Source organism: Agromyces sp. NPDC057679 (genome assembly GCF_042799635.1).
Lineage (GTDB): Bacteria > Actinomycetota > Actinomycetes > Actinomycetales > Microbacteriaceae > Agromyces.
Map to the genome: position 1 here is coordinate 1476675 of NZ_JBHVIK010000001.1, position 23022 is coordinate 1499696.

Annotated in this window: 16 protein-coding genes; 4 read left to right on the plus strand and 12 right to left on the minus strand. The window is 74.8% G+C overall.

All coding sequences use genetic code 11. The annotated features are described in order from the left end of the window. The first annotated feature begins 47 nt into the window (after positions 1–47). From ACFVAJ_RS06670 to ACFVAJ_RS06680, 3 genes are read left to right on the plus strand one after another with little or no spacing between them, the layout of a single operon-like run. On the plus strand, positions 48–1076 hold the full coding sequence (locus tag ACFVAJ_RS06670) for an ATP-binding cassette domain-containing protein (protein WP_376942326.1): 1029 nt from the start codon (positions 48–50) through the stop codon (positions 1074–1076). Next, positions 1073–1900, plus strand: coding sequence for an ABC transporter permease (locus tag ACFVAJ_RS06675; RefSeq protein ID WP_376942327.1), 828 nt, complete (start codon positions 1073–1075; stop codon positions 1898–1900). Before ACFVAJ_RS06670 ends, ACFVAJ_RS06675 begins: the two co-directional genes overlap by 4 nt. After that, a complete protein-coding gene (locus ACFVAJ_RS06680) occupies positions 1901–3070 on the plus strand; it encodes a winged helix DNA-binding domain-containing protein (protein WP_376942328.1) in 1170 nt (389 codons plus the stop codon). Positions 3071–3076: 6 nt separating this feature from the next. Here the strand turns inward: ACFVAJ_RS06680 and ACFVAJ_RS06685 are convergent, their stop codons facing one another. From ACFVAJ_RS06685 to hemB, 11 genes are all read right to left on the minus strand, one after another. Continuing rightward, positions 3077–3664, minus strand: a complete 588-nt coding sequence (locus ACFVAJ_RS06685; RefSeq protein WP_376942330.1) for a hypothetical protein — start codon at positions 3662–3664, stop codon at positions 3077–3079. Then, positions 3661–4503, minus strand: a complete 843-nt coding sequence (locus tag ACFVAJ_RS06690) for a PP2C family protein-serine/threonine phosphatase (protein ID WP_376942333.1) — start codon at positions 4501–4503, stop codon at positions 3661–3663. Before ACFVAJ_RS06690 ends, ACFVAJ_RS06685 begins: the two co-directional genes overlap by 4 nt. Further along, positions 4503–5966, minus strand: coding sequence for a DUF5684 domain-containing protein (locus ACFVAJ_RS06695; RefSeq protein WP_376942336.1), 1464 nt, complete (start codon positions 5964–5966; stop codon positions 4503–4505). Before ACFVAJ_RS06695 ends, ACFVAJ_RS06690 begins: the two co-directional genes overlap by 1 nt. After that, positions 5963–8488: a transglutaminase domain-containing protein gene (locus ACFVAJ_RS06700; protein WP_376942338.1), complete on the minus strand. Its 2526-nt coding sequence runs from the start codon at positions 8486–8488 to the stop codon at positions 5963–5965. The genes ACFVAJ_RS06695 and ACFVAJ_RS06700 overlap by 4 nt, the downstream gene beginning before the upstream one ends. Continuing rightward, complete coding sequence (locus ACFVAJ_RS06705; RefSeq protein WP_376942340.1) at positions 8485–9873, minus strand: DUF58 domain-containing protein; 1389 nt, start codon at positions 9871–9873, stop codon at positions 8485–8487. Before ACFVAJ_RS06705 ends, ACFVAJ_RS06700 begins: the two co-directional genes overlap by 4 nt. Further along, positions 9870–10835: an AAA family ATPase gene (locus ACFVAJ_RS06710; protein ID WP_376942343.1), complete on the minus strand. Its 966-nt coding sequence runs from the start codon at positions 10833–10835 to the stop codon at positions 9870–9872. Before ACFVAJ_RS06710 ends, ACFVAJ_RS06705 begins: the two co-directional genes overlap by 4 nt. Before the next feature lie 57 nt (positions 10836–10892). Further along, a complete protein-coding gene (locus ACFVAJ_RS06715; protein ID WP_376942345.1) occupies positions 10893–16880 on the minus strand; it encodes an Ig-like domain-containing protein in 5988 nt (1995 codons plus the stop codon). After that, positions 16880–18019 carry a serine/threonine-protein kinase gene (locus ACFVAJ_RS06720; protein WP_376942347.1) on the minus strand — a complete coding sequence of 380 codons (1140 nt, stop codon included), beginning with the start codon at positions 18017–18019 and terminating at the stop codon, positions 16880–16882. Before ACFVAJ_RS06720 ends, ACFVAJ_RS06715 begins: the two co-directional genes overlap by 1 nt. 190 nt (positions 18020–18209) lie before the next feature. Then, positions 18210–18590 (minus strand): hypothetical protein, encoded by a 381-nt coding sequence (locus tag ACFVAJ_RS06725; RefSeq protein WP_376942349.1) that lies wholly within the window; start codon positions 18588–18590, stop codon positions 18210–18212. Between the two features lie 232 nt (positions 18591–18822). After that, positions 18823–20142, minus strand: coding sequence for a glutamate-1-semialdehyde 2,1-aminomutase (gene hemL / locus ACFVAJ_RS06730; RefSeq protein WP_376942351.1), 1320 nt, complete (start codon positions 20140–20142; stop codon positions 18823–18825). Continuing rightward, positions 20139–21137 carry a porphobilinogen synthase gene (hemB, locus tag ACFVAJ_RS06735; RefSeq protein ID WP_376942353.1) on the minus strand — a complete coding sequence of 333 codons (999 nt, stop codon included), beginning with the start codon at positions 21135–21137 and terminating at the stop codon, positions 20139–20141. Before hemB ends, hemL begins: the two co-directional genes overlap by 4 nt. An 87-nt stretch (positions 21138–21224) precedes the next feature. Between hemB and ACFVAJ_RS06740 the strand changes: the two genes are divergently transcribed. Continuing rightward, positions 21225–22205 (plus strand): phosphotransferase family protein, encoded by a 981-nt coding sequence (locus tag ACFVAJ_RS06740; RefSeq protein ID WP_376942355.1) that lies wholly within the window; start codon positions 21225–21227, stop codon positions 22203–22205. A gap of 13 nt (positions 22206–22218) precedes the next feature. Here ACFVAJ_RS06740 and ACFVAJ_RS06745 read toward each other — a convergent pair whose 3' ends face one another. Continuing rightward, complete coding sequence (locus tag ACFVAJ_RS06745) at positions 22219–23019, minus strand: uroporphyrinogen-III synthase (RefSeq protein WP_376942494.1); 801 nt, start codon at positions 23017–23019, stop codon at positions 22219–22221. Positions 23020–23022 lie beyond the last annotated feature (3 nt).

Here is a 23022-nt window from a genome sequence, read left to right on the forward strand (position 1 = left end):
CGCGACCCACCTGCGGCTCACGACGGCCCCCGACGTGAGGAGCGCGCATGGCCGACGGCATCCCCATCGAGATCTCGGGGCTCAGCAAGCACTTCGGCGCGGTCACCGCCGTCGACGACCTCAGCTTCACGGTCGAACCGGGGAGGGTCACCGGCTTCCTCGGGCCGAACGGCGCCGGCAAGACGACGACGCTGCGGGTGCTCCTCGGACTCGTCCGCGCGTCGAGCGGCACGGCGACGTTCGGCGGCACGCCCTATCACGCGCTGGCGCGCCCGCTCGAGACGGTCGGCGCGGCGCTCGACGCCAACTTCCACCCGGGCCGCACCGCGCGCAACCACCTGCGGGTGTACGCCACCGCGGCCGGCCTCCCCTCGGCGCGGGTGCCTGTCGTGCTCGAGCAGGTCGGCCTCGCCGAGTTCGCCGACCGCCGGGTCGGCGGGTACTCGCTCGGCATGCGCCAGCGCCTCGCCCTCGCGTACACGCTGATCGGCGACCCGGGGGTGTTCGTGCTCGATGAGCCGATCAACGGCCTCGACCCCGAGGGCATCAGGTGGATCCGCGTGTTCCTCCAGACGCTCGCCCGCGAGGGGCGAACGGTGCTGGTCTCCTCGCACCTCCTCAGCGAGGTGCAGCAGTCGGTCGACGAGGTCGTCATCATCTCGCGCGGACGTCTCGTGAAGCGCGGCACGCTCGCGAGCCTCGAGCTCGACGCCGCTCCGCGCACGATCGTCGACTCACCGGACCGGGCGGCCCTCGCGACCGCTCTCGACTCGGCCGGACTCGCGTACGACGCGGGCCGCAGCGGCTTCATCGTCGACGAGCCCGACCCCGGGCGGGTAGGACACGCGGCGTTCGTCGGCGGCGTCGAGCTCAGCGCACTGCACCGTCTGAAGTCGGGGCTCGAGGACTCGTTCCTCTCGCTCGTCGGCGAGGCGCCGGACGAGGCGCCCGAGCTCGATGCGCCGCACGCCGACGCACCACTCGCCCCGCACGCCGACGCACCACCCGGCGACGCGCCGTCCGGCGACGCGCCGTCCGACGACGACGACCCGGCCGGCGAGGAGGGCGCACGATGAGCTTCTTCCGCGCACTCGGCGCCGAGTTCCAGAAACTCCTGACCACCCGCATGTGGTGGCTGCTCGCGATCCTGCTGGCCGCCTACGTCGCCTTCATGGCGGGCGGCCTCGGCGCCCTGTTCAGCTGGCTCGGCGCGAACCCCGAAGCCGCGGCGCAGTCGGGCGGTGCACCGCTGCCGGCCGACGTCGAGCTCGCGCCCCTGCTCTACAGCTTCGCCTCGAGCATCGGCTACGTGTTCCCGCTGCTCCTCGGGGCGCTCGCGGTGACGAGCGAGTTCCGGCACAAGACGCTCACCCCGACATTCCTCGCCGAACCGCACCGCACCGTGGTCCTGTCGGCGAAGCTCGTCTCGCAGCTCGTCGCGGGCGCCGTGCTCGGCGCGATCGGCTACGCCGTGTCGGTCGGCTCGGCCGCGGCCGCCCTCTCGGGCTTCGGCCTCGACACCGGCCTCGACTCGAGCGACACCTGGGCGCTCATCGGCCGGGGCATCCTCGCGATGGCGCTCTGGGGCGGAATCGGCGTCGGACTCGGCGTGCTCGTGACGAACCAGGTCGCCGCGGTCGTCATCGTCATCGCGTTCACCCAGTTCCTCGAGCCGATCCTGCGGTTCGCGGCGTCGCTCAACGACGTCACGGCGACGGTCGGCCGATACCTGCCGGGTGCGGCGAGCGACGCGCTCGTCGGCGCCTCGTTCTACACGGTCGCCGCATTCGGCGCAGCCGAGACGCTCGACTGGTGGCAGGGCGGACTCGTGCTGCTCGGGATCGCCCTCGTGACGACCGCGATCGGCGGGGCGACCACCTGGCGGAGGGACGTGTCGTAGGTGGACGCCGCCGAGCTGCGATCGCGTCGGCTGTTCGCGCAGGGCCTGCGCGGCACGATTCCGGGCGGCGCGGATGCCACGGGGCCGACGCCGCCCGCGACACCCGCCGAGGTCGTGGCCCGGGCCCTCGCGGTGCAGGCGCAGGAGTACCTGCCCGCCCAGTGGGGACTCGCGCAGCGCCTGCCCGCGCCGACGCGCCCGGTCGCGCCCGCCGTCGCCGCCGGCATCGACGACGGCACGATCCTCCGTACGCACGTGCTGCGGCCCACCTGGCACTTCGTGGTGCCCGCCGACGCGCGATGGCTGCTCGAGCTCTCGGCGCCGCGGGTGCGGCAGCAGATGGCGGGGACGATCCGCAAGGCCGGGTGGGACGGCGACGCGGGCCGGCGCGCCGTCGACGTCGTCGCCCGCGAGCTCGCGGAGGGGCACCGCACCCGCGACGAGCTCGGTGCGGCGCTCGTGGACGCCGGTCTCCCGAGGGAGGGGCTCATGTTCGTGCTCCTCGTCGCCGAGCTCGAGCTCGTCGCGATCTCGGGGGCGAGCGTCGGGAAGCAGCGCAGCTACGCGGCCTTCGACGAACGCGTGCCCGCCGCCCCGCCGCGGCCGAGGGAGGAGGCGCTCGCCGAGCTCGTGGAACGCGCGCTGCTCACGCGGGGGCCGGCGACGACCCGCGATCTCGCGACCTGGTCGGGATTCACGCTGCGCGACGTCCGAGCGGCGCTCGTCGAGGCATCCGACCGCACCGCGGGGCGCATCGCCCAGCTCGACGACGACGAACCCGAGCTCTGGCACGACGCGGCCGTCGCCTCGGCCTGGTCGGCGCGCGACGACGAACGCGCGGCGCGCGACGACGACCCCGCGCGCGTCGACCTGCTCCAGGGGTACGACGAGTACGTCATGGGCTACGCGATGCCCCGCGCCTACCTGCAGCCGCCCGGCATCGCCACGCCGATCATCCCCGAGTTCCCGCTGCACGCGATGCTCATCGGCGGCACCATGGTCGGCCGGTGGGCCCCCGTCGTACAGGGCGCGCGCGCCACGATCAGGGTGGTGCCGTGGCGGGAGTTCTCCTCCGCCGAACGCCGCTCGCTCGAGGAACGGCTCGTCGAGGTCGCCGAATTCCTCGACCTCCCCTCGGAGGTCGTCGTCGAGCCGGTCGCCCCGGTCTGAGGCGGGTCAGCCGAACAGCTCGCCGAGCACCGTCACGGCCAGTGCCACGAGCCCGCCGACGCTGAGGAGGCATGCTCCGGCGAACACGGCGATCGAGGTGATCGCCGTGCGGCGCGAGCGACGCGCGACCGAGGGCAGCACCGTCGTCGTATCGCGGGTCGCCGGCGGCCCCGCGGCGAACCGAGGGGGGCGCGGCAGCGGGGATGCCTCGGGCGCCCGCGCCGGGTAACGGTCGATCACTCCCGGCCCGGCGCCGGGCTCCGCCGTGCGCAGCACCTCCTCGGAGACGGGTGCGGGCGCCGGTCGGCGCCGGTCGCGACGCCGCGGCGAGTGCATGACGGGCGCGCCCTGATGCGTGAGCCTGGTCTTCTGCGAGTCGCCCCGATCGACGACGATCGTGGCCTCATCGGATGCGGCGGCGCGGGGCACGACCACGGTCGCATCGGCTTCGGCAGCGTCGGCGGTATCGCGCACGACCGTGCGGTCGACGACCACCGTCTCCTCGTCGAGCCGGGAGACGACCACGGTGGCGTCGTCGTGGAGGTCGGCGAACTCGAGGTCGTCGAGCATCGAGCCGGACCGGTCGTCGCTCACGGCCGCCTCCGCACGGGGATCGTCGTCTCGTCGTCGACCTCGGGCGGCCCGGCCCCGTCGGGCGTCCTGCGGGGAACGCCGGTCGTGGCATCCGCGTGCTCGTCGAGACCGCCGGAGAGGACGTCGACGACCACGACCGTGATGTTGTCGCGACCGCCCGCCTGACGCGCGCGCTGCACGAGCGCCGCGGCGGCCGACTCGGGGCGGCCGCTCATCGTCAGGGTCGCACGGATGCCCTCGTCGCTCACCTCCGAGGTGAGGCCGTCGCTGCAGATCAGCAGCCGCTCGCCGTTCACGACGGGCAGCAGCCAGCTGTCGGCGGTGCTGTCGGGCGCGCCGATCGCGCGGGTGATGACGTTGCGGCGCTCGAAGGTCGCGAGGTCCTCGGGTCGCATCGCACCGCCGTCGACGAGCTCCTGGCCGAGCGAGTGGTCGACGGTGAGCTGCTCGAGTTCGGTGCCGTGGTGGCGGTAGACGCGCGAGTCGCCGACGTTGAACACGAGCCAGGCGGGCTCGCCCTCGTCGTCGACGAGCGCGACCCCGGCGACCGTGCTGCCCGCACCCCGATCGGTCTCGGCGGCGACCGCGGCGACCCGGGCGCTCGCCCCGGCGAGCGACTCGCGCACGCCGACGACCGTCGCGACGGGCGCGCCGACGACGTGCTCGCGGAACGCCTCGACGACCGCCGCACTGGCCCGGTCGCCCGCCTCGTACCCGCCCATGCCGTCGGCGACGAGATACACCGGCCACTCGGCGAGGGCGGCGTCCTCGTTGGTGCGACGGACGAGGCCCACGTCGCTTGCGGCGGCGGCGGCGAGCTTCACGCGGTGTTCGGGCATCAGCGAGGCGCCTCCTGAGCTCCGTCTCGTTGGAGCGCGACGGCGAGCGTGCCGAGCACGAGGCGACCGGCGACCGGCGTGGGCACGCCCGGATCGATCAGCCGGTCGACGCCGGCGGCGTCGGGAACCATGACGCCGTTCGTCGAGTCGAGGTCGGTGACGCTCCACTGCTCGCCGTCGAGGCGCAGCACCGCGTGCGTCTTCGAGAGCGTGCGGCTGACGTCGGGGACGACGAGCCGCTGCTCTCCCGTGAGCGCGGCGCGCGGGTTTCGCCCGAGCACGACGACCGGCGCGTCGAGCTCGAGCACGCTGCCGTCCTCGAGGGCGAGCCGCCAGCGCACGAGCGGACGGCGCTGCACGACCACGGTTCGGTCGAACGGGTCGTCGTCGCCCTCACCGGTGACGATGGTCGGGGCGTCGGCCGGTTCGAACGGGTCGAACGCGTCGGCGGGGCGCGGGGCGGCGGCGGGCGCTGCCGCGGGCGCGGGAACGTCGAGCGGCGCGGCGAGGGCGGCGTACGCCGCGGCCGCGCCGCCGGGCTGCGGCGGGGCGGCCTCTGCGGCGGACTCGGGTGCCGGCGCAGGCGGAGGCACTGCGGCCGCGGGCGTCTGCGGGAGCGGCGGGAGCGGTTCGATCCGCCCGGGGATCCGCGGGGCCACGACCTCGTGGTCGGCGACGGGCGCCACCGGCGGCTGCGAGCTCGGCGGAGCGAAGAGCGACGCGACGGAGTCGGCCGGCGCAACGGGAGCCGCAGCGGGCGCGGGGGCCTGAACGGGAGCCGGCGCGCCGGCGGGGACGTCGTTCAGCGGAGACGCCCACGCCTGCGCCGCCGCCGACATGTGCGCGGGCGGGGCCGCGGCAGCTGCTGGGGCGATGGGAGCCGCGGGAGCCGCGGGCGGCGTCACGACCGGCGGCGCGACCGGAGCCGCGACCGGAGCCGCGGGCACGAACGGCGCGACGAGCGGCGCGGGCTGCTGCGGTGCCGTGGCGAGCGGTGCCGCAGCGAGCGGCCCGCCGGGAACCCCGGGCGCCACGGGCGGGATCTCGCCGGTGCCCGCCGCGCGCATCGGCATGCGGCCGAGCTCGGGGTCGGGCGAGGGGCCGGTCGCGAGCACGGTCGCCCAGACCGGCGGGAGCAGCACGCCGAGCACCGTGGTGCCGACGCCGCGCCAGCTCTGGACGCTGATGCGGTGCAGTGCGAACACCTTGAACACGAGGCCGACGACCTGCACGAGCGGCACGTACATCAGGAGGGCGAGCCACGGCTGCTGACGGCCGACCTTGAAGAGCTGCATCTCGTTGTACACCGGCACCCACGCCGACCACGCCGGCTGGCCGAAGCGCACGAACACCTTCGCGAGCATCGCCGCGTACCAGACGTACAGTCCGATGCCGATGAGGAGTGAGAATCCGACCGCCATGAACGTGGCGGCCACGAGCTGCTGTGAGTCGGCTGGGGTCATCGTGCGGGCTCCTCGAGTGATGCGCGAGCTGGGCGGAGGGGGCGGGTCAGGGAAGCGAACGAGAGTGCCGCCGCGAGTCGGCGACGGGCTCGGGCACGGGCACGCAGCTCGGCGCGCTCGGCGTCGACGATCGCCCACGCCGCTTCGGCGTCGGCGTCGCTCGGCGGGTCACCCGCGAACACCGCACGGTCGACCCTCGCAGCGAGCTCGACGGCGGCACGGCGGCCTGAGGCCCGCGCGACGGACGCGCGATCCGCGCCCACCGGCGCCGGCACCCCGTGATCGGCGTATAGGTCGACGAGTTCGTCCCATGCTCCGACGATACGCACTTCGGCCACCGGATCGTGCCGGCGGCGGCGCGATCGCGCACCCTTCGCCACGACGACCACGAGGAACGGCAGGAGCACGAGCAGCAGGGCCGCGGCACCGAGGCCGGCCCACTTGAGGATCGCGAGCAGCGAGGCGAGGCCGAGGTCGACCTCCTGGGGCGACGTCGCCGACGTCTCGCTCGACTCGCTCCGCGCCGCGGGCGGGTCGACGGTCGCCGTGTCGGTGCGGTCGGGCGTCGTCGGGTGCTCGGGAAGCTGCTCGCCCTCCTTGATCAGGCTCGGGGCGACCTCGTGCTGGGGTGTCGCGTCGATCGGCGTCCACGCATCGTGCTCGCCCGCGACCTCCGCCCACACCGCCAGCGCACCGCCCGTGCAGACCTCCGTGCAGGCAGGAGCGCCCGGCACCTCCTCGGCACCCGCGAGGCGGAATCCGAGCACGACGCGCGACTCGTAGCCGAGCGCGCGAGCGAGCAGCGCGACGGCGGTCGCGAACTGCTCGTCGTCGCCGACGGCCGCGACGAGGGCCGCGTCGGATGCCTCGGGCCCCGCGAGTCGTTGCTGGTCGACGAGCTGGGTGAAGAGGGCCTCGATGCGCGCCGCGGAGTGCCCCGAGTAGCTCGGCAGGAAGGTATAGCCGGCGTCGAGCCGGGCGATCCACTCGGCGGCGTCGGCCCCGTCGACCGCGGCGTGGCTGAGGTAGCCGCGGCCGCGCAGGCGGTCGACGAGCTCGGTGAAGCCGGCGGCGGTGCCCGGCTGCTCCTGCATCTCGAGCCATTCGGCGAGCGCGGGGTACTGCTCGAGGTCGATGCGCGGCGCCGAGCCCGGTTCGCCGAGCGGGGCGGGGGCGTCGGGTGCCGCGACGAGCGAGTAGGCGTCGCCCGGTCGCAGGCCGCGCTCGACCGCCGAGGCGGACGCCGGGGCATCCGGTACCGCCGCGATGTCGATGGAGGTCGCCCCGTCGTCGGCGCGGTGGAAGCCGTCGGCGAGTGCGGCCCGTCGCGGCCCGTCGAACTCGGGGGCCGCGCGGAGGCCCTGCGGGGCGGGGACCCAGACGCCGGAGTACCCGTCGTCGACGGTGAGCCCGAAGACGACGTCGCCCGGCAGTTGCACGGCCGCGCGGGGAAGCCGGCTGAAGCGCCCCTCCGCCGCGTCGCCGCGCGTGGCCGCGACGTGGAAGGTCTCGCCGTCGTACGTGTCGAGGGTCGCGAGGCGCAAGCGCTCGACGCCGGCCGTGTCGCCCTCGATCACCAGCCAGGGCTCGTCGATCCGGTCGGCACCGAACGCCGCCCGGTAGCTCGCGAGCGGCGTCGCCGTCTGCCGGAGCACGACGGCGGGCTCGACCCGGTCGCGCAGGGCCGAGCGATCCGCGAGCTGGGCGGCGGCGGGGGTGACGACCGCGCCGACGACGAGCGCGATCGCGACGAGCACCGCGGCGAGCCCGCGCCGGCGCACCGCGGGCCAGCCCGACAGTCCGGCGCGCTGCACGGTGCCGGCGGTCGCCCGCCGCAGCGCGACCGCGCGGATGGACCGCGAACGCAGCAGCAGCCAGACGAGCGCGGCGGCGAGCCCGCCGACCGCGACCGCGAGCTCGCGCGGGGCGGGCACCACGATGGGACCGACGACGAGCGACTCGCTCAGCGAGCTCGAGCCGAACGCGAGGCCGAAGCCCGACATCGCGAAGCCGACCACGACCGCGAACGGGGAGCTGCGCCGGTCGGGCACCACGAGGAGCGCGGCGACGAGCGTGCCCACGAGCATCACGACGAAGAACGGCACGAGCACCGCTTGATACTCCCCCAGCGGGAGCGAGAGCGTCAGGAGCTGCTTCCAGCCGACGATGACGCCGACGAAGCCGTCGCGGATGCCGCGCACCCACGTCGGCACGTCGCCGATCGCACTCGGCACCGCGACGGGCACCACGAGCAGCGCGTACACGACGGCCGTCGCCCCGACGACGAACAGTGCAGCGAGCGCCCCGCGCACACGGAGCAACCGGGTGAGGAGCGCGAGCCCGAGCCCGGCGACGATGCCGACCGCGGCGACCAGGACCATGCGCGGAGCGGCGAACACCGGCCAGGCCGCGACGGTCGCGAGCGTCGCCGCGACGACGACGTACCCGATGCCGAGCACGGTGCGCAGCGGATCGAGCTCGGGGGCGGGGCGATCGGCGCGTCCCCGGACGGGTGCGCTCATCGGAGGGCCCCCCTCGCGAGCAGCTGGCCGAGGTCGCCGAGCTCGCCGAGCGTGAGCACCGTGAGCTCCTTCGAGCGCCGGGCGCCGGGCTCGGCGCCCGGCTCGCACCGCACCGCGACGACCGCGATGCCGGGAGGCAGCGTCACGGCCGCACGGCGGAGGCGCTGCAGCGGCACGAGCGACCCGGTGACGAGGTAGGCGATCGAGAGGTCGCCGAACGACCGGGCCACGAGCGCCGCGACCGACTCGAGTCGGATCACCCCGGCGCCCGCGCCGGTGGCGGACGCCCCCTCGAGGCCCGACATGCCGTCGAGGAGCACCCGGGACGTGACGGTCGGCAGCGCCCGCATCGACTGCACCGCCCCGCGGTCGGCGGTGTCGAGCTCGGCGCTCACACCGACGAGCACGTCGCGCCCCTCGCGCACGCCCTGCACGCCGAGCGAGGCGGCGGCGCTCACCGCCTGCTCGAACTCGTCGTCGCTCGAGTAGCCGTCGAGGTCGAGGTCGAGGAGCACGGCGATGCGCGCGTGGCGCGACTCCTCGTACTGGCGCACCATGAGGCGCCCGGTCCGGGCGGTCGACTTCCAGTGCACGTGCCGCTGCGAGTCGCCCACGACGTACTCGCGCACCGCGTGGAACGAGAGGTCGGCGTCGACGAGCCGGCTCGACGGCGCCCCCTCGAGGTCGCGGATGAGTCCGGCGCTCGACGACGGGAGCGCGACGGTCACTGGATGCACGTGCACACGCTGCACCTCGGGCCAGCTCATCTCCCGACGCAGTACCCGCAGCGGGTCGCCGCGCGAGATCGTCATCGGCCCGACGTCGATGATGCCGCGACGCTGCGCGGCGATCAGCAGCTCCTCGCGGTGGTGCGCGCCGGCGCGGAGGAGCGGGACGTGTGCCTCGACGAGGCCGTGCCCCACGGGGATGTCGACGACGCCCGGCAGCGACGGCCGGGCGCCGTCGTTCACGAGGTCGAGGGTGCCGCGGATCTCGGACCCGGCGACCACGCGGTCGCGATCGAGTTCGAGCCGCACACGGTAGTCGTGCGCCCCGAGGAGGAACGGCACGCACACGAGGAGGAGCGCGCCCGCCGTCGCGGCGACCACCCACCCCTCGAACCAGCCGAACGCCGCGCCGCCGGCGGCACCGGCGACCACGAGGCCGACGAGGAGCATCCCCGCCGGCGAGACCGTCTCCCGCACCCACGCGACCGCGCGCGCGAACCCGCCGCCGACCGCCCGCGCGCGGCGGCGCAGCCGGGCCGCGCCTTCGGCGATCGGGCCGCGGCGCGTGCGAGCGAGCCGCGTGACCGTGGCGCCACGGGTCGAGGTGACCGTGTCGGTGGTCGCGGGCTTGCGGAGGAGATCGGTCGGTCCGGTCACGCCACCCCGTTCTCCCGGGGTGCGGGCACGTCGAGGAGGATCTGGTTGACGATCGCGACGGCCGTGACCCCGTCGAACTCGGCCTCGGGCTCGAGCACGAGCCGGTGGGCGAGCGCCGCGACGGCCAGCTCCCGCACGTCGTCGGGCGTCGCGTAGGTGCGTCCCGCGGCCGCGGCCCAGGTCATCGCGAGGCGCGAGAGCGCGATCGCCCCGCGCACGCTCACGCCGAGCCGCACCTCGGTCGCGCGGCGGGTCGCGTCGACGAGGCGCATGACGTAGTCGGAGACGAGCGGGTTCACGTACACGCCGCGCGACAGCTCGGTCATCGCGACGATGGTGTCGGTGCCGACGATGCCCTCGAGCTTCGGCTTGGGGGCGCCGACGGCCTGCAGGATCCGCATGGTCGAGGCCTCGTCGGGGTAGCCGATCGAGGTCTTCACCGTGAAGCGGTCGAGCTGCGCCTCGGGCAGGCGGTACGTGCCGCCCTGCTCGATGGGGTTCTGCGTCGCGATCACGAGGAAGGGGTTGCCGACGGGGCGGGTCACGCCGTCGGTCGTGACGTTGCCCTCCTCCATCACCTCGAGCAGCGCGGACTGCGTCTTGGGGCTGGCGCGGTTGATCTCGTCGGCGAGCACGATGTTCGCGAAGACCGGCCCGGCGTGGAACTCGAAGCGTCCGGCCTTCTGGTCGAAGACCGTGATGCCGGTGACGTCGCCGGGCAGCAGGTCGGGGGTGAACTGGATGCGCGAGCTCGTGCCGTGGATCGTCTGCGCGATGGCGCGAGCGAGCGCGGTCTTGCCCGTGCCCGGGGCGTCCTCGAGCAGCACGTGGCCGCCGCTGATCGCGGTCGCGAGCACGAGCTCGACGACGTGCCGCTTGCCGAGCACGGCCTGCTCGACGTTGTCGGCGATGAGCGAGAACGTCTCGGCGAACCAGGCGGATTGCTCAGGGGCGATCGTCACGGGGCGGTTCCTCTCGAATGGGGCTGGATGTCACGGGCTGGATGTCTCGGGGCGGGGTCACGGCGCCGGCGAGCCTCCGGCGCCGGGCGAGCACGGCACGCCGGTGCGGGTGATCGGCTTCAACGCGGCGAACGCGTCGACGAAGGACACGGTGAACGAGACGTTCCCGGCGGCGTCGGGTGCGGTCACGGCCGAGAGCCGCATCGACCCGGCGGCGGCCGGCGAGACGGTGACGCCGCGGTCGTCGTCGGGCTTCTTCGGCACGACGACGCAGCTGTCGGCGAAGTCGACCGCGACCGTCGTCGGCGCGGCCGTCGGGGTGACCGGGATCTCGTTCGAGCAGTAGGAGCGACCCCAGAAGTCGTGGCACTGCCGAGCGGTGACACCCGACGGCGCGGCATCCGATGAGAGCGCGAAGTCCTGCCGCCACTCCCCGTACAGCCAGTACTCGACGTGGAAGTCCTCCGCGGCCTGCAGCGTCGGGCCCTGCGCGAGGTCGTAGCGGAAGGAGTTGCCGCCGCCCGCCGCATCGACCGCGACCGTGTACGCGGCGCTGCCGGTCGGCGCGTCGACGTCGGTGTACACGCGCACCTCGGCGACGCCAGAGCTCGTCGCGCCGTAGCCGTTCGACCCGCACGCCTTGACGTAGTAGCGCTTGCGCTCGTCGAGCCCGGAGATCGTCGACGAGGTGCTCACCGTCGCCCCGCGCGCATCGTACGCGAGCGCGCCCGACGAGTCGGCCCAGCACTGGGGCTCGCCGCCGTCGCGCCAGGCGAAGTACACGAACTCGGTGCCCTTCGCGCTGTGGTTGCCGGCGAGCGAGACTCCGCTGATGAGGATCGACGAGTTCGTCAACGCCGTCGCGAAGATGCCGTTCGGGCTCAGGAACGGCGCACCCGCGGCGGTCACCGACTTCGACTGCGCCCCGCCCTCGTTGCCGCCGCGCCCGGTGGGCGGTTCGAAGACGCTGATCGGCACCACGGTGAGCAGTTGCGGCCCGGGTGCGAGCGCGAGATCGACCGTCGTGGTCGCGCCCCGGCGGTCGATGACCTGCCCGGTCTCCTCGACGCGGAAGGCCCGTGCGTCGGACGGGGCGGTGATGGCGAGCTCGACGACCGCGACGCCCGAACTCGTCGTGCCCTCGCGGTACACCGGCGTCGCGGTGACCTCGGTGACCCTCGGCGCCTCGTACGACCAGGTCGTCACGGCGTTCGTCGGCGAGGAGGTGCCGACGCTGTTGACCGCGCGTGCGGCGTAGTCGTGCCGTTCGCCCGGTGTGAGCCCGCCGACGGTGCACCACCAGACGCCGGGTGCACCCGGGGCGCAGTCGGCCGGCACGACACGGCCGCCCTCGAGGATCTCGAGTCCGGTGAGCGCGGGGTGGGCGCGCAGCGCCTCGCCGAGCGAGACCTCGAGCGTCACGCTCGTCGCGGTGAAGTCGGCGGTCGAGATCGAGGCGGGCGGTTGCGGGAGCCCCAGGAGGTCGACCGTCAGCCGCCCCTCCCCCGGGCGGCCCTGGGCGTCGGCGACGACGTACGGCACGACGCATTCGCCGCCGAAGGCGTTCTGGCCGGTCGGCCAGGTGACGACGATCGAGCGGTCGTCGACCGCGCGCACGGTCGCGACCTGGCAGCTGTTCGCGCCGGCACCGAGGCCCTCGAGCTTCAGCCCGGCGCCGGTCTTGCCCGCGAACGGGTCGTACTCGCCCACCACGCCGATCACGGTGATCGTGCAGGAGGCGCCGTCGCCGACCGAGCACTGCTGCGTGAACACGGCGCCGCGCGGCGCGTCGGCCGGGGCCTGACCGACCACGAGCGTGATGGCCGACGAGACCCCGCCGAACGCGCTGATCCCGACGGTCGCGGTCTCGCGGGTGCCGGGGCGGGCGTCGGCGCGCGCCTCGAAGCTGACGCGGTCGCCCGAGCGCGCGACGGTGAACGCGCTGCCCGAGTAGTCGACCGTGTAGTCGAGCTTCGTCCGGTCGCCCTCGCGTCCGCCCTCCCAGGTCGTCATCTCGTCGTACAGCTGCACGGACTCGGTCGCTCCGGGCGCCACCGTCCGGCTCACCGCGGAGAGGATCGCCTGCGGGTCCTTCGGCACGATCGCGATCGGAACCCCGACCCACGACCAGGTCTTCTGCCCGTCGAGGCGCACGGGGATGAGGCAGCGGTCGCTCCACGGGGCATCCGCGCCGGCCGAGTACCTCGCGCGACCGCCCGAGGCGGGCGTGCAGCTCGCCGCCGCGCGCTGCACCGTATAAGCGCCGTCGGCGCCGACCTCGACGCGTTCGCCCTTCGGCAGGTCGAGGAGCTCGCGCACCTCGAACTCGAGCTGCGCCTCCTCTTTGACCTCGAGCTGGTCGACGTCGGTGCGCAGCTGCACGCGGAGGTCGTCGGACGCCGGGACGATGAGGAAGCCGAACGCCTCGGCCTCGCGGCCCGAGCGGTCCTCGCCGTGCAGGCGGAACGGCACGAGCGCACCGCCGGCGGGCAGTGGCCCGCTGATGCGGTGCCCGTCGACCCGGTAGTCGCCCGTGTCGGCCTCGTCGCCCCAGAGTTCGAGCTCGAGCCCGCCGAGTTCGCCCGAGGCCCACACGACGTGGCCGGCGACGACGTCGAGCCCCCCGTCCGAGAGCTCGGCCCGCGAGCGCGCGGTGACGACGGTGTCGGTCACGATCGGCGCGTCGGGCGATTCGCCCTCGATCACGTTCACGACGACGAGCCCCTCTGCGGTGCTCGAACTGCGCTGCGACTTCACCGTGTAGCGGTACGAGTTGGCCCCGACCACGTCACCCGGGTGCAGCACGATCCGGCCGTCGTCGAGCGAGGTCGCGTCGTCGACGAGCGCGGCGAGGCGCCGGTACTCGGCGCTGCCCTCGGGCGCGTTCGGCACGAGCTTCACGAGCTCGAGCCGGCCCTGCGCCGGGTCGAGGTCGTTGCCGGCCGGTTCGACCGTCACGGGCGCGTCGGCCGACTGCTGCACGCGCACGTAGTCGCTGAAGGTGACCGGTGCGGCGTCGGTGACGGCGGCCGCGAGCACGCCGACGCGCACCCGCGCGGCGCCCTCGGCGCCCGAGGCGTCGCGCACGGTGTACTCGAAGGCGGGCTGCACGTCGCCCGTCGCGTTCTCGGGGGCGGTGTAGACGATCGCATCGCCCTCCGCCGAGATCGTCGCGATGCCGAGTCCCGCCTTCGGCTGCGTCACCGACGCGAGCACGGTGCGGTCGCCGTCGGGGTCCATGCCGGTCGCGGCGACGGGGATGCGCACGCTCTGGCCGCTGAGCACCCGCGCGACCAGCGGGTGCGGCTCGGGCGCGCGGTTCGCGCCCTCGGGCAGCACCGTGACCGTGACGGTCGAGTGGTCGAGCCGCTCGGGGGCCTGCTCGAGCCCGACGGCGTAGCCGAGCTCGTAGGTGCCGGGCACGGTCGGTGCGAGGTAGCGCACCTCGTCGCCCGATGCGAAGGCGAGCTCGCCCTCGGCGCCCGACGAGGTCACCTCGGGGTGCACGACGAGACGCTCGGCCCGGGGGCTCACGTCGTTGGCCGTCACCGGGATGGAGCTGAGCTCGCCGACCCGCATCGTGACGGTGTCGGGCATCGCGATGGGGCTGAGCCCGGCCGAGGGGGCGACGAGGAAGACGTTGAGGTCGCCCACCGCGGTCGCGCCCGCGCCGTCGGCGATGGTCACCTTCGCGCGGCCGACGAGGCCGGGCCGGCCGTCGCGCGTCACGCCCGTCGCACGCACCTGCGACTGCGCGACCACGCCGACGCCGAGCTCGGGCGTCATCGCGACGGCGTCGGTGACCACGAGCACGCGACCGCTCGTGTTCTGCGCCGCGCCGAGCACGTCGACCATGGCGTCCTCGCCGACGCGCACGAACGCCGTCATCGGGGCGAGGGCGAGCGGCGCGCCGGGCGCGGCGACCGTCACCCGGATCGTCGCCGTCTGCTCGGCGCGCGTCACCACGTCCTGCACGGTGAAGGTCGCGAGGTAGGCGCCGGGCTCGGCGGCCGAGAGCTCGACCTCGCCCGCCGCCGTGTTCGGCACGACCGCGAGCCCGCCGCTCGCCGCGGCAGCCGTCGGCACGGCGTCGAGCAGGCGGACCGAGCCGGACCCGCCGCTGACGTGCTCGACGATCTCGACGATCGCCGTCTCCCCGGCGCCTGCGGTGACGGCGACCGGGGTGACGGCGAGCGAGGGGCTCGAGGTCACCCTGAGGTCGAGCGTCGCCTCGGCCTCGGCGCCGTGCACGTCGGCGACCGTCACCCGCACCTGCACCTTCTCGGCGGCGGCGTTCGGGTCGGTGTGCCTGACCGCGACGCGGCCGTCGGACATCGGCACGACCGAGACCGGTGCGCTCGGGTCGACCGGCTGCGCGTCGGCGAGCACGAAGGCGTCGCCGTCGGGGTCGACCCATCCGGGCAGCACGGGCACGAGCGCCGTGCCGCCGGGCATGAGCTGCGGCTCGGGCCAGCGCTGCGCGCAGTCGGCGACGCCGCACCAGACCGGCGCGCCGTTCACGTCGTCGGGCACGACGGTGAGCGTGACCGTGACCGGCGCCGAGGTCGCCTGCCCGTCGGTCACGGCGTAACTGAACGTCGTCGATCCCGAGCTCGCCCGCACGCGGACCGCCGGCGTCTGGTCGTTCGAGGTCAGTGCGAGCTCGCCGAAGCCGGCGTCGGCGAGGCCGCCCGAGATCGACGCCGGGTCGACGGTGAGCACGTCCTTCGCGTTCGGGTCGTGGTCGTTCAGCAGCACGGGGAGTTCGACCTGCTGCCCGGCGCGCACGCCGAAGCCGTCGGCGACCGCCACGGGCGGCTCCTGCCGGGCCAGGTCCTCGACCTCGCGGGTGCCGACGCGGTCCTCGACCTCGTCGTCGAGCACCCACTGCTCGATCGGCACCATGCGCCCGTCGGGCACCGTCCACACGAGCCCCGAGGTGGTCTCGTTGAGCACCGCGCGGTCGCCGTTGCCGCGCAGCACGGGCGTGATCGCCTGCGGCCCGTCGGCGTCGCGTCCGCCGTCGGGCGTCTCGAGCGGCACCGCCTCGCCCGCCGCGCTCGTCCAGATCTTGCCGCCGTCGACGCCGAGCCAGGCGGCCGCGAGCTCGCCGCCCACGACGATCGGCGCGGCCGGGGTGCCGCTCGCATCGACGACGCGCTCGGCGTCGCCGCCGTCGAACGGCAGTTCGACGAGTCCGGCCGAGTCGGCGATTCGCACGGATGCCCCGGAGGACGAGCCCTGCTGCAGGCGGGCGTCGGCCGCCACGTCGACAGGCACGGCTTCGTCACGACCCGGCACCCACGCCCGCGACTCGGCCGCGTCGAGCATGACCCAGCGTTCGCCGATCACGGTGAGCTCGAGGCGCGCGTCCGCGGCGGGCGGGTCGGCGATCGCGGCGGCGCGGCCGACGAACTCCCCCGTGGCGACGTCGAAGAGCCGCACCGCCTCCTCGCGCGCGGAGTACATCGCCAGCAGCCCGTCGGGCGAGATCCCGACGGCGGCGGCGGCGTAGGTCTTCTCCTCGTCGTCCTCGGCGCGCTCCTCGGCGTACGGGTCGACGGGGAACGCGTCGTCGCCGTCGATGCGCCCGGCGTGCACCGTGCCGGTGTCGGTGCGGTAGGAGATCCAGTCCCCGGCGCTCGCGACGTCGCGCGTGCCCACCGGCGTCGGCATCGATCCGCCGCCGTCCTCGGCGACGAGGTCGACCGGGTCGGCCGGGTCGATGCCCCACCGCTGCCGGAAGCCCTGGCTGTAGAGCGACGTCGTCGAGCCCGACTGCACCACCCCGCTCGGGTCCTCGACGTCGCGCACGAGGTCGATCTCGGCGAGGTCGGTGTTGACCCGGGCGTACTGGCCGCTGTCGCGGGTCACCCACACCGAGGTCTCGAGGCGGGGCACCTCCTGCGCCTCGTAGCCGTTGGCCGTGACCGCGAGGGTGACGACCGTCGCGACGGCGGCGACGCCCGCGACCGAGGCGATGATCGCTCCGCGTCGCCCGTTCGGGCGGCGACCCGGTGCGCGCACAGCGCCCCGCGCCGCCATCAGATCACTCCCGCGACCGCGAGGCCGACGGCGGCGATCGCCAGCACCGCGACGGCGGCGCCCGCGCCGATCAGCACGGGCTTCAGCAGGCCGCCGCTCGCCCGGGCGGGCGCGAGCCCGCCGTCGTCGACCACGGGACCGGCCGGCCTCGCCGCGGCGACCGCCGCCGCGCGGCCCGCACGGCGCGAGTCGGCGTTCACGGTGGTCACGACCGGGCCTCGCGCCGTGGCATCCGCGAAGCCGAGCGGTGCCGCCGCCGCCCACTCGGGCGAGGCGACCTCGAGGCCGGTCGGGGCGATGCCGAGCTCGTACTGCGCCCAGCGCAGCGCCTCGCCGAACTCGGCCATCGACGTGTAGCGGCGGGCGGGATCGCGTTGCATCGCCGTCGAGAGCACGGTGTCGATGCGCGCGGGCATGCCCCTCGCGGCGAGCGGGGTGTACTTCGCGCCGAGCACGCGACGCGAGAGCTGGTCGACGCTGTTGCGGCTGCGTTCGGCGAGCTCGAAGGGAGAGTGCCCGGCGAGCAGGGTGTAGAGGGTCGCGCCGAGCCCCCACACCTCGGTGGCGACGGTGCCGGTGGTGCGTTCGCCGAGCACCTCGGGGGCGCTCCACGGGATGGACATCGCGAAGGTGTCGCTCGCGTCGCCGTCGCCGATCGTGCCGGCGATGCCGAAGTCGGCGAGGACCGGTGCGCCGAGTGAGTTGACGAGCAGGTTGGAGGGCTTGATGTCGCGGTGCAGCAGGCCCGAGCGGTGCGCGGTCTCGAGGGCGCCCGCCATGCGCACGCCGATGTCGAGCACCTCGCCCACGGGCACCGGTCCGCGCTTCGCCCGGGCGCCGAGCGACTCGGGGCAGTACTCCATGACCAGGTAGGGTCGACCATCGGCCGAGATCGACGCCTGGTGGATCGTCACGATCGACGGGTGCGCGCTGAGCCGCGCCATCGCGTCGGCCTCGGCCGTGAACGCCCGCCGCGCCTCGGCGTCGACCACGTCGACGAGCAGCACCTTCACCGCGGTGACGCGTCGCGGCAGGTCCTGTTCGTAGAGGAACACGTCGGCGAAGCCGCCGGTGCCCAGCGGGCGCACGTAGCTGTAGCCGGAGAGCACGGGCGGTGGGGAGGGCAGACGCTTCGCCACGAGCGGGGCCTCCTGCCGGCTGTCGGGTCACCGGCGCGCCGGGAGCTGTTCGGGTCGCGGATGCCTCACCGGGCCCCCGGCGGGGATCGCAGGGCCCCGGCGGCGGCGCGGCCGTGCCACGGCGTCCGGGGGACATCCTAAGCGAGGCGGATGTCGCCGCCGAATCGCCTGTGGAGCGATGCGACGAGCGCTACTCGCCCGCCGGGTCGCCCGATTCGTCGAGCGGGGTCAGCCGCAGCCGGTCGATCAGCTCGGCGGCGTGGTTGGTGCTCAGGATGATGCGGGCGAACTCGCCGTCGGCGAGCTCGAGCACGACCGCCTGCCGCTTGCCCTTGACGATGACGAAGTCGCTGCCGCCGTGGTACTTCCAGACGCCGACGGCCACGACGAGCGGCACCTCGGTGCCGCGACGCCGGATGCCGCGGATCCAGATCCACGGGTCGTCGGTGATCGTCGCCGATCGGATGTCGTCGCGCTGCACCACGAGGTCGTCGGCGCGGAGCGCGAGCGACTTCTCGGCCGCGGTGAGGTGGACCTCGACCCGGTCGCTGTGCACTCGGAGCTTCGCCATGCTCCCATCCTGCCCCATCCGGCCCTGCGCCTCACCCCGCCCCCGGGCCGCACCCCACCCCGCGCAGGGCTGCACCCCGCCCCGCGCAGGCTGTTTCTCAGGACGGGTCGGCGCCGAAGTCCCGTTTCTCAGGAAGACACGCCGGGACAGCCGCCCGCTGTGCCGCGTTCGTCCTGAGAAACAGCACCGGCCGTCTGGGGCGCGGGCGCGGGCGCGGGGCGAGCGGACCCCGTCAGGGGGTCGCTGCGGCAGCGGCCCTCGCGGCGGCCGGCAGGGCGTCGACGATGCGGGCGATCGCGGCATCGTCGTGCGCGGCGGTGACGAACCAGGCCTCGAAGACCGACGGCGGCAGCGAGACGCCCTGGTCGAGCATCGAGTGGAAGAACGGGGCGTACCGCCACGACTCCTGCCGCAGCACGGCCTGGTAGTCGCGCACCTCGCCGGCGGCGACCTCGCCGAAGACGAAGCTGAAGAGGTTGCCGGCGCGCTGCACCCGGTGGGCGACGCCCTCGGCGGCGAGCGCGGCCGAGGTCGCCTCGCTGATCGTCGCAGCGGCAGCGTCGAGCTTCGCGTACACCTCGGCGTCGGCGGCCCGCAGCGTCGCGATGCCCGCGGCGACGGCGACCGGGTTCCCCGAGAGGGTGCCCGCCTGGTAGACGGGGCCGAGGGGCGCGAGCTGCTGCATGACCTCGGCGCGGCCGCCGAGGGCGGCGACGGGCATGCCGCCGCCGATGACCTTGCCGAAGGTCATCAGGTCGGGGGTGTACGCGGATGCCTCGTCGCGGGCCTCGATCCCCCACCAGCCCGCCTCGGAGACGCGGAACCCGGTGAGCACCTCGTCGCTGATGACGAGCGCGCCGTGGGCGTGGGCGAGCTCGACGAGCGCACGGTTGAACCCGGGCGCGGGCGGCACGACGCCCATGTTCGCGGCGGCCGCCTCGACGATGACGGCGGCGATGCGGTCGCCGTGCTCGGCGAACACCGCGGCGAGCGCGTCGAGGTCGTTGTAGGGCACCACGAGCGTGAGCGCGGCGATGTCGGCCGGCACGCCGGCGGAGCCCGGCAGGGCGAAGGTCGCGAGGCCCGAGCCGGCCTCGGCGAGCAGGCCGTCGGAGTGGCCGTGGTAGTGGCCGGCGAACTTCACGAGCAGGTCGCGGCCGGTGAAGCCGCGGGCGAGGCGGATGGCGCTCATCGTCGCCTCGGTGCCGGTCGACACGAGGCGGAGCTGCTCGACGGGCGCGACGCGCGCCTCGACGAGTTCGGCCAGCTCGGTCTCGGCGGGGGTCGACGAGCCGAACGAGAGACCCCGGCCCGCGGCATCCTGCACCGCTTCGACGACGCGCGCATCGGCGTGCCCGAGGATCGCGGGGCCCCATCCGGCGACGAGGTCGACGTAGTCGCGGCCCTCGGCGTCGGTGACGTGCGCGCCCCTCGCGGAGACGAGGAAGCGAGGCGTGCCGCCGACCGAGCGGAACGCGCGCACCGGCGAGTTCACCCCGCCGGGGATCGCGGCCTGCGCGCGGGCGAAGAGTTCGGCGTTCGTGGCGTTCATGCGGTCTCTCCGTTGCGGATCCATTCGGCCAGTTCGACGGCCCAGTAGGTGAGCACGACGTCGGCGCCGGCTCGCTTGATCGAGCGCACCGACTCGATGACGGCCCGCTTGCGGTCGATCCAGCCGTGCGCGGCGGCGGCCTCGATCATCGCGTACTCGCCCGAGACCTGGTACGCCCAGACGGGCACCTCGCTCGCGGCGGCGACGTCGGCGAGCACGTCGAGGTAACTGCCCGCGGGCTTCACCATGACCACGTCGGCGCCTTCGTCGATGTCGATCATCGCCTCGCGGAGGCCCTCGCGGCGGTTGCCGGGGTCGAGCTGGTAGGAGCGGCGGTCGCCCTCGAGGGTCGACTCGACGGCGTCGCGGAACGGCCCGTAGAACGCGCTGGCGTACTTGGCCGAGTACGCGAGAAGGGCGACGTCCTGGTGGCCCGCGTCGTCGAGCGCGTCGCGCACGGCGGCGACCTGGCCGTCCATCATGCCGCTGAGGCCGAGCAGCTCGGAGCCGGCGCGCGCCTGGGCGAGCGCCATCGCGGTGTACCGCTCGAGCGTCGCGTCGTTGTCGACGCGGCCGCGCTCGTCGAGCACGCCGCAGTGGCCGTGGTCGGTGAACTCGTCGAGGCAGAGGTCGGTCTGCACGACCAGGCGGCCCGCGGATGCCTCGACCGCGACCCGGGTCGCGAGGTTGAGGATGCCGTCGGGGTCGGTCGCCCCCGTGCCGCGCGCGTCGCGCACCGCGGGAACGCCGAAGAGCATCACGCCGCCGACGCCCACGGCCACGGCCTCCTCGATCGCCTGCGGCAGGCTCTCGAGCGAGTGCTGCGCGACGCCCGGCATCGACGCGATCGGCAGGGGCGCCGCGGCGCCCTCGCGCACGAAGATCGGCAGCACGAGGTCGGCGGGGTCGAGGCGGGTCTCGGAGACGAGGCGGCGCAGGGCCGGGGTCTCGCGAAGTCGGCGCGGGCGGACGCGGGGCGCAGGCGTGGAACTCACCGAACCAGCCTACGCGTGCGGGGCTGAACGGTCGCCGGACGGCGACGACGTCGCGCCGCGGCCGCGCGGGGTCGATATGGTGTGCGGATGACCGACGCCCGCCCGCTCCTCGACCGGGTCGCCGCACGCTGGGCCGCGGGGTGCGGCGGCACCGTCCGGCTCGTCGAGCCGCTCTCGGGCGGGTTCGCGAACGCGGTCGCCCGGGTGACGCTCGACGACGGGCGCACCGCCGTCGTGAAGCTCGCTCCCCCGCCCGTCGCGGGCCTGACGCACGAGCGCGAGCTCCTGCGCACCGAGGCCTTCGCGCTCGCGGCGCTGGCCGGGGCCGACGCCCCGCAGCCCGAGCTGCTCGGCACGGTCGAGCTCGACGGGCGCGAGGCGATCGTGCTCTCCGAGCTGGACGGAGCACCGCCGAGCGACGAGATCGACCCGGCGGAGTTCGGCGGTCTGCTCGCGGCGCTGCATCGCGCTGGTGCCGACGCCGGCGCCGACGCCGACGCCGACGGGAGCCCGCCCGTGTTCGGCTACCCCTTCCGCACGGAGCTGCAGGCTCCGACCGCCCGCGCCGCCTACCTCGCGCAGCTCGACGCCGTGCTCGCCGACGCGCGCCGCTTCGATGTCGGGCTCCCCGTCGACGCGCGAGTGCTGCGCGAACGCCTGCACGAGGCATCCGACGCCTTCGACGAGGTGGTGGCGCCGACGCTCGTGCACTTCGACCTGTGGGATGGCAACCTGCTCGCCCGCGACGGGCGGATCACCGGGGTCATCGACCACGAACGCGCCATGTGGGCCGACCCGACCGCCGATCTGCCGTCGCGCTACCTCATGCGAGCGGTGCCCGCGGCGGTCGACGCCGACGAGGAGTTCCGCAGGGCGTACGCGGCCGCGAGCGGCGCCGAGCCGATGCCCGGTGCGGCGGCCCGGACGCGCGCACGGCTGTGGACCGCCTACCTCGCGCTCGTCATGACGGTCGAGGCGGCGCCCAGGGCGTACTCGGGCTCCTGGTTCGAGGAACACGACCGGGCGGTGCGGCGCTGGCTCGTCGAGACGGTCGACGAGCTCGGATGACCGAAAGGACGCGCTAGGCGAGCGCCGTCGCGGCCTCGACGACCGCGTCGATGAGCGACTCGGCCGAGCGCTCGCGCGCCACGACGTCGACGCGGAGGCCGACGGCCGCGGCGTCCCGCTTCGTCTGCGGGCCGATGGCGGCGACGAGCGTCGACCCGGGAAGGGGGCCGAGCTGGTCCTGCACCTGCTCGGCGACACTGCCCGAGGTGACGAGCACGGCGTTCACGAGGCCGGCGCGCACGTCGGCGGCGACCTTCTCGGTGACGGGCACGCCGACGGTGCGGTAGGCGACGACGGCCTCGACGTGGTGGCCCATGCGCTCGAGGCCGATCGAGAGCACCTGCTTCGCGATCGCCGAGCGCAGCGCGAGCACCCGCAGGCCGGGGGCGCCGTCGGTGGCCGCCTCCCACTCCTCGAGCATGCCCCGCGCCGAGTTGTCCTCGGCGGGCACGATGTCGGCGTGGTACCCCGCGGCGACGAGCGCGGCAGCGGTGGTCTCGCCGACCGCTGCGACCTTCGTCGTCTCGGGGATCACGGCGCCGTACGAGGAGAGCACGTCGACCGTCGTCGCGCTGGTGACGGTCAGCCAGTCGAACCCGCCCGCGGCGAGCTTCGCGAGGGCGGCCTCGAGCGCCGGCTGGTCGTCGGCGGGGGCGAAGTTGATGAGCGGCGCGATGATCGGGGAGGCACCGCGCGAGCGCAGCGCAGCGGCGACGCCGTCGCCCCAGGGCCCGCCACGGGGCACGAGCACGCGCCAGCCGGCGAGCGGCTTGGCACCGGCGGCCGACGAGGGCAGCCTGATGGCGCCCGTCATCGG

What these genes read in the sequence shown, in the direction of transcription:
- ACFVAJ_RS06670 (WP_376942326.1), top strand. Translation starts at nt 48, where the DNA reads ATGGCCGACGGCATCCCCATCGAGATCTCGGGGCTCAGCAAGCACTTC.
- ACFVAJ_RS06675 (WP_376942327.1), top strand. Translation starts at nt 1,073, where the DNA reads ATGAGCTTCTTCCGCGCACTCGGCGCCGAGTTCCAGAAACTCCTGACC.
- ACFVAJ_RS06690 (WP_376942333.1), bottom strand. Translation starts at nt 4,503, where the DNA reads ATGCCCGAACACCGCGTGAAGCTCGCCGCCGCCGCCGCAAGCGACGTG.
- ACFVAJ_RS06695 (WP_376942336.1), bottom strand. Translation starts at nt 5,966, where the DNA reads ATGACCCCAGCCGACTCACAGCAGCTCGTGGCCGCCACGTTCATGGCG.
- ACFVAJ_RS06700 (WP_376942338.1), bottom strand. Translation starts at nt 8,488, where the DNA reads ATGAGCGCACCCGTCCGGGGACGCGCCGATCGCCCCGCCCCCGAGCTC.
- ACFVAJ_RS06715 (WP_376942345.1), bottom strand. Translation starts at nt 16,880, where the DNA reads ATGGCGGCGCGGGGCGCTGTGCGCGCACCGGGTCGCCGCCCGAACGGG.
- ACFVAJ_RS06725 (WP_376942349.1), bottom strand. Translation starts at nt 18,590, where the DNA reads ATGGCGAAGCTCCGAGTGCACAGCGACCGGGTCGAGGTCCACCTCACC.
- hemL (WP_376942351.1), bottom strand. Translation starts at nt 20,142, where the DNA reads ATGAACGCCACGAACGCCGAACTCTTCGCCCGCGCGCAGGCCGCGATC.
- ACFVAJ_RS06740 (WP_376942355.1), top strand. Translation starts at nt 21,225, where the DNA reads ATGACCGACGCCCGCCCGCTCCTCGACCGGGTCGCCGCACGCTGGGCC.
- ACFVAJ_RS06745 (WP_376942494.1), bottom strand. Translation starts at nt 23,019, where the DNA reads ATGACGGGCGCCATCAGGCTGCCCTCGTCGGCCGCCGGTGCCAAGCCG.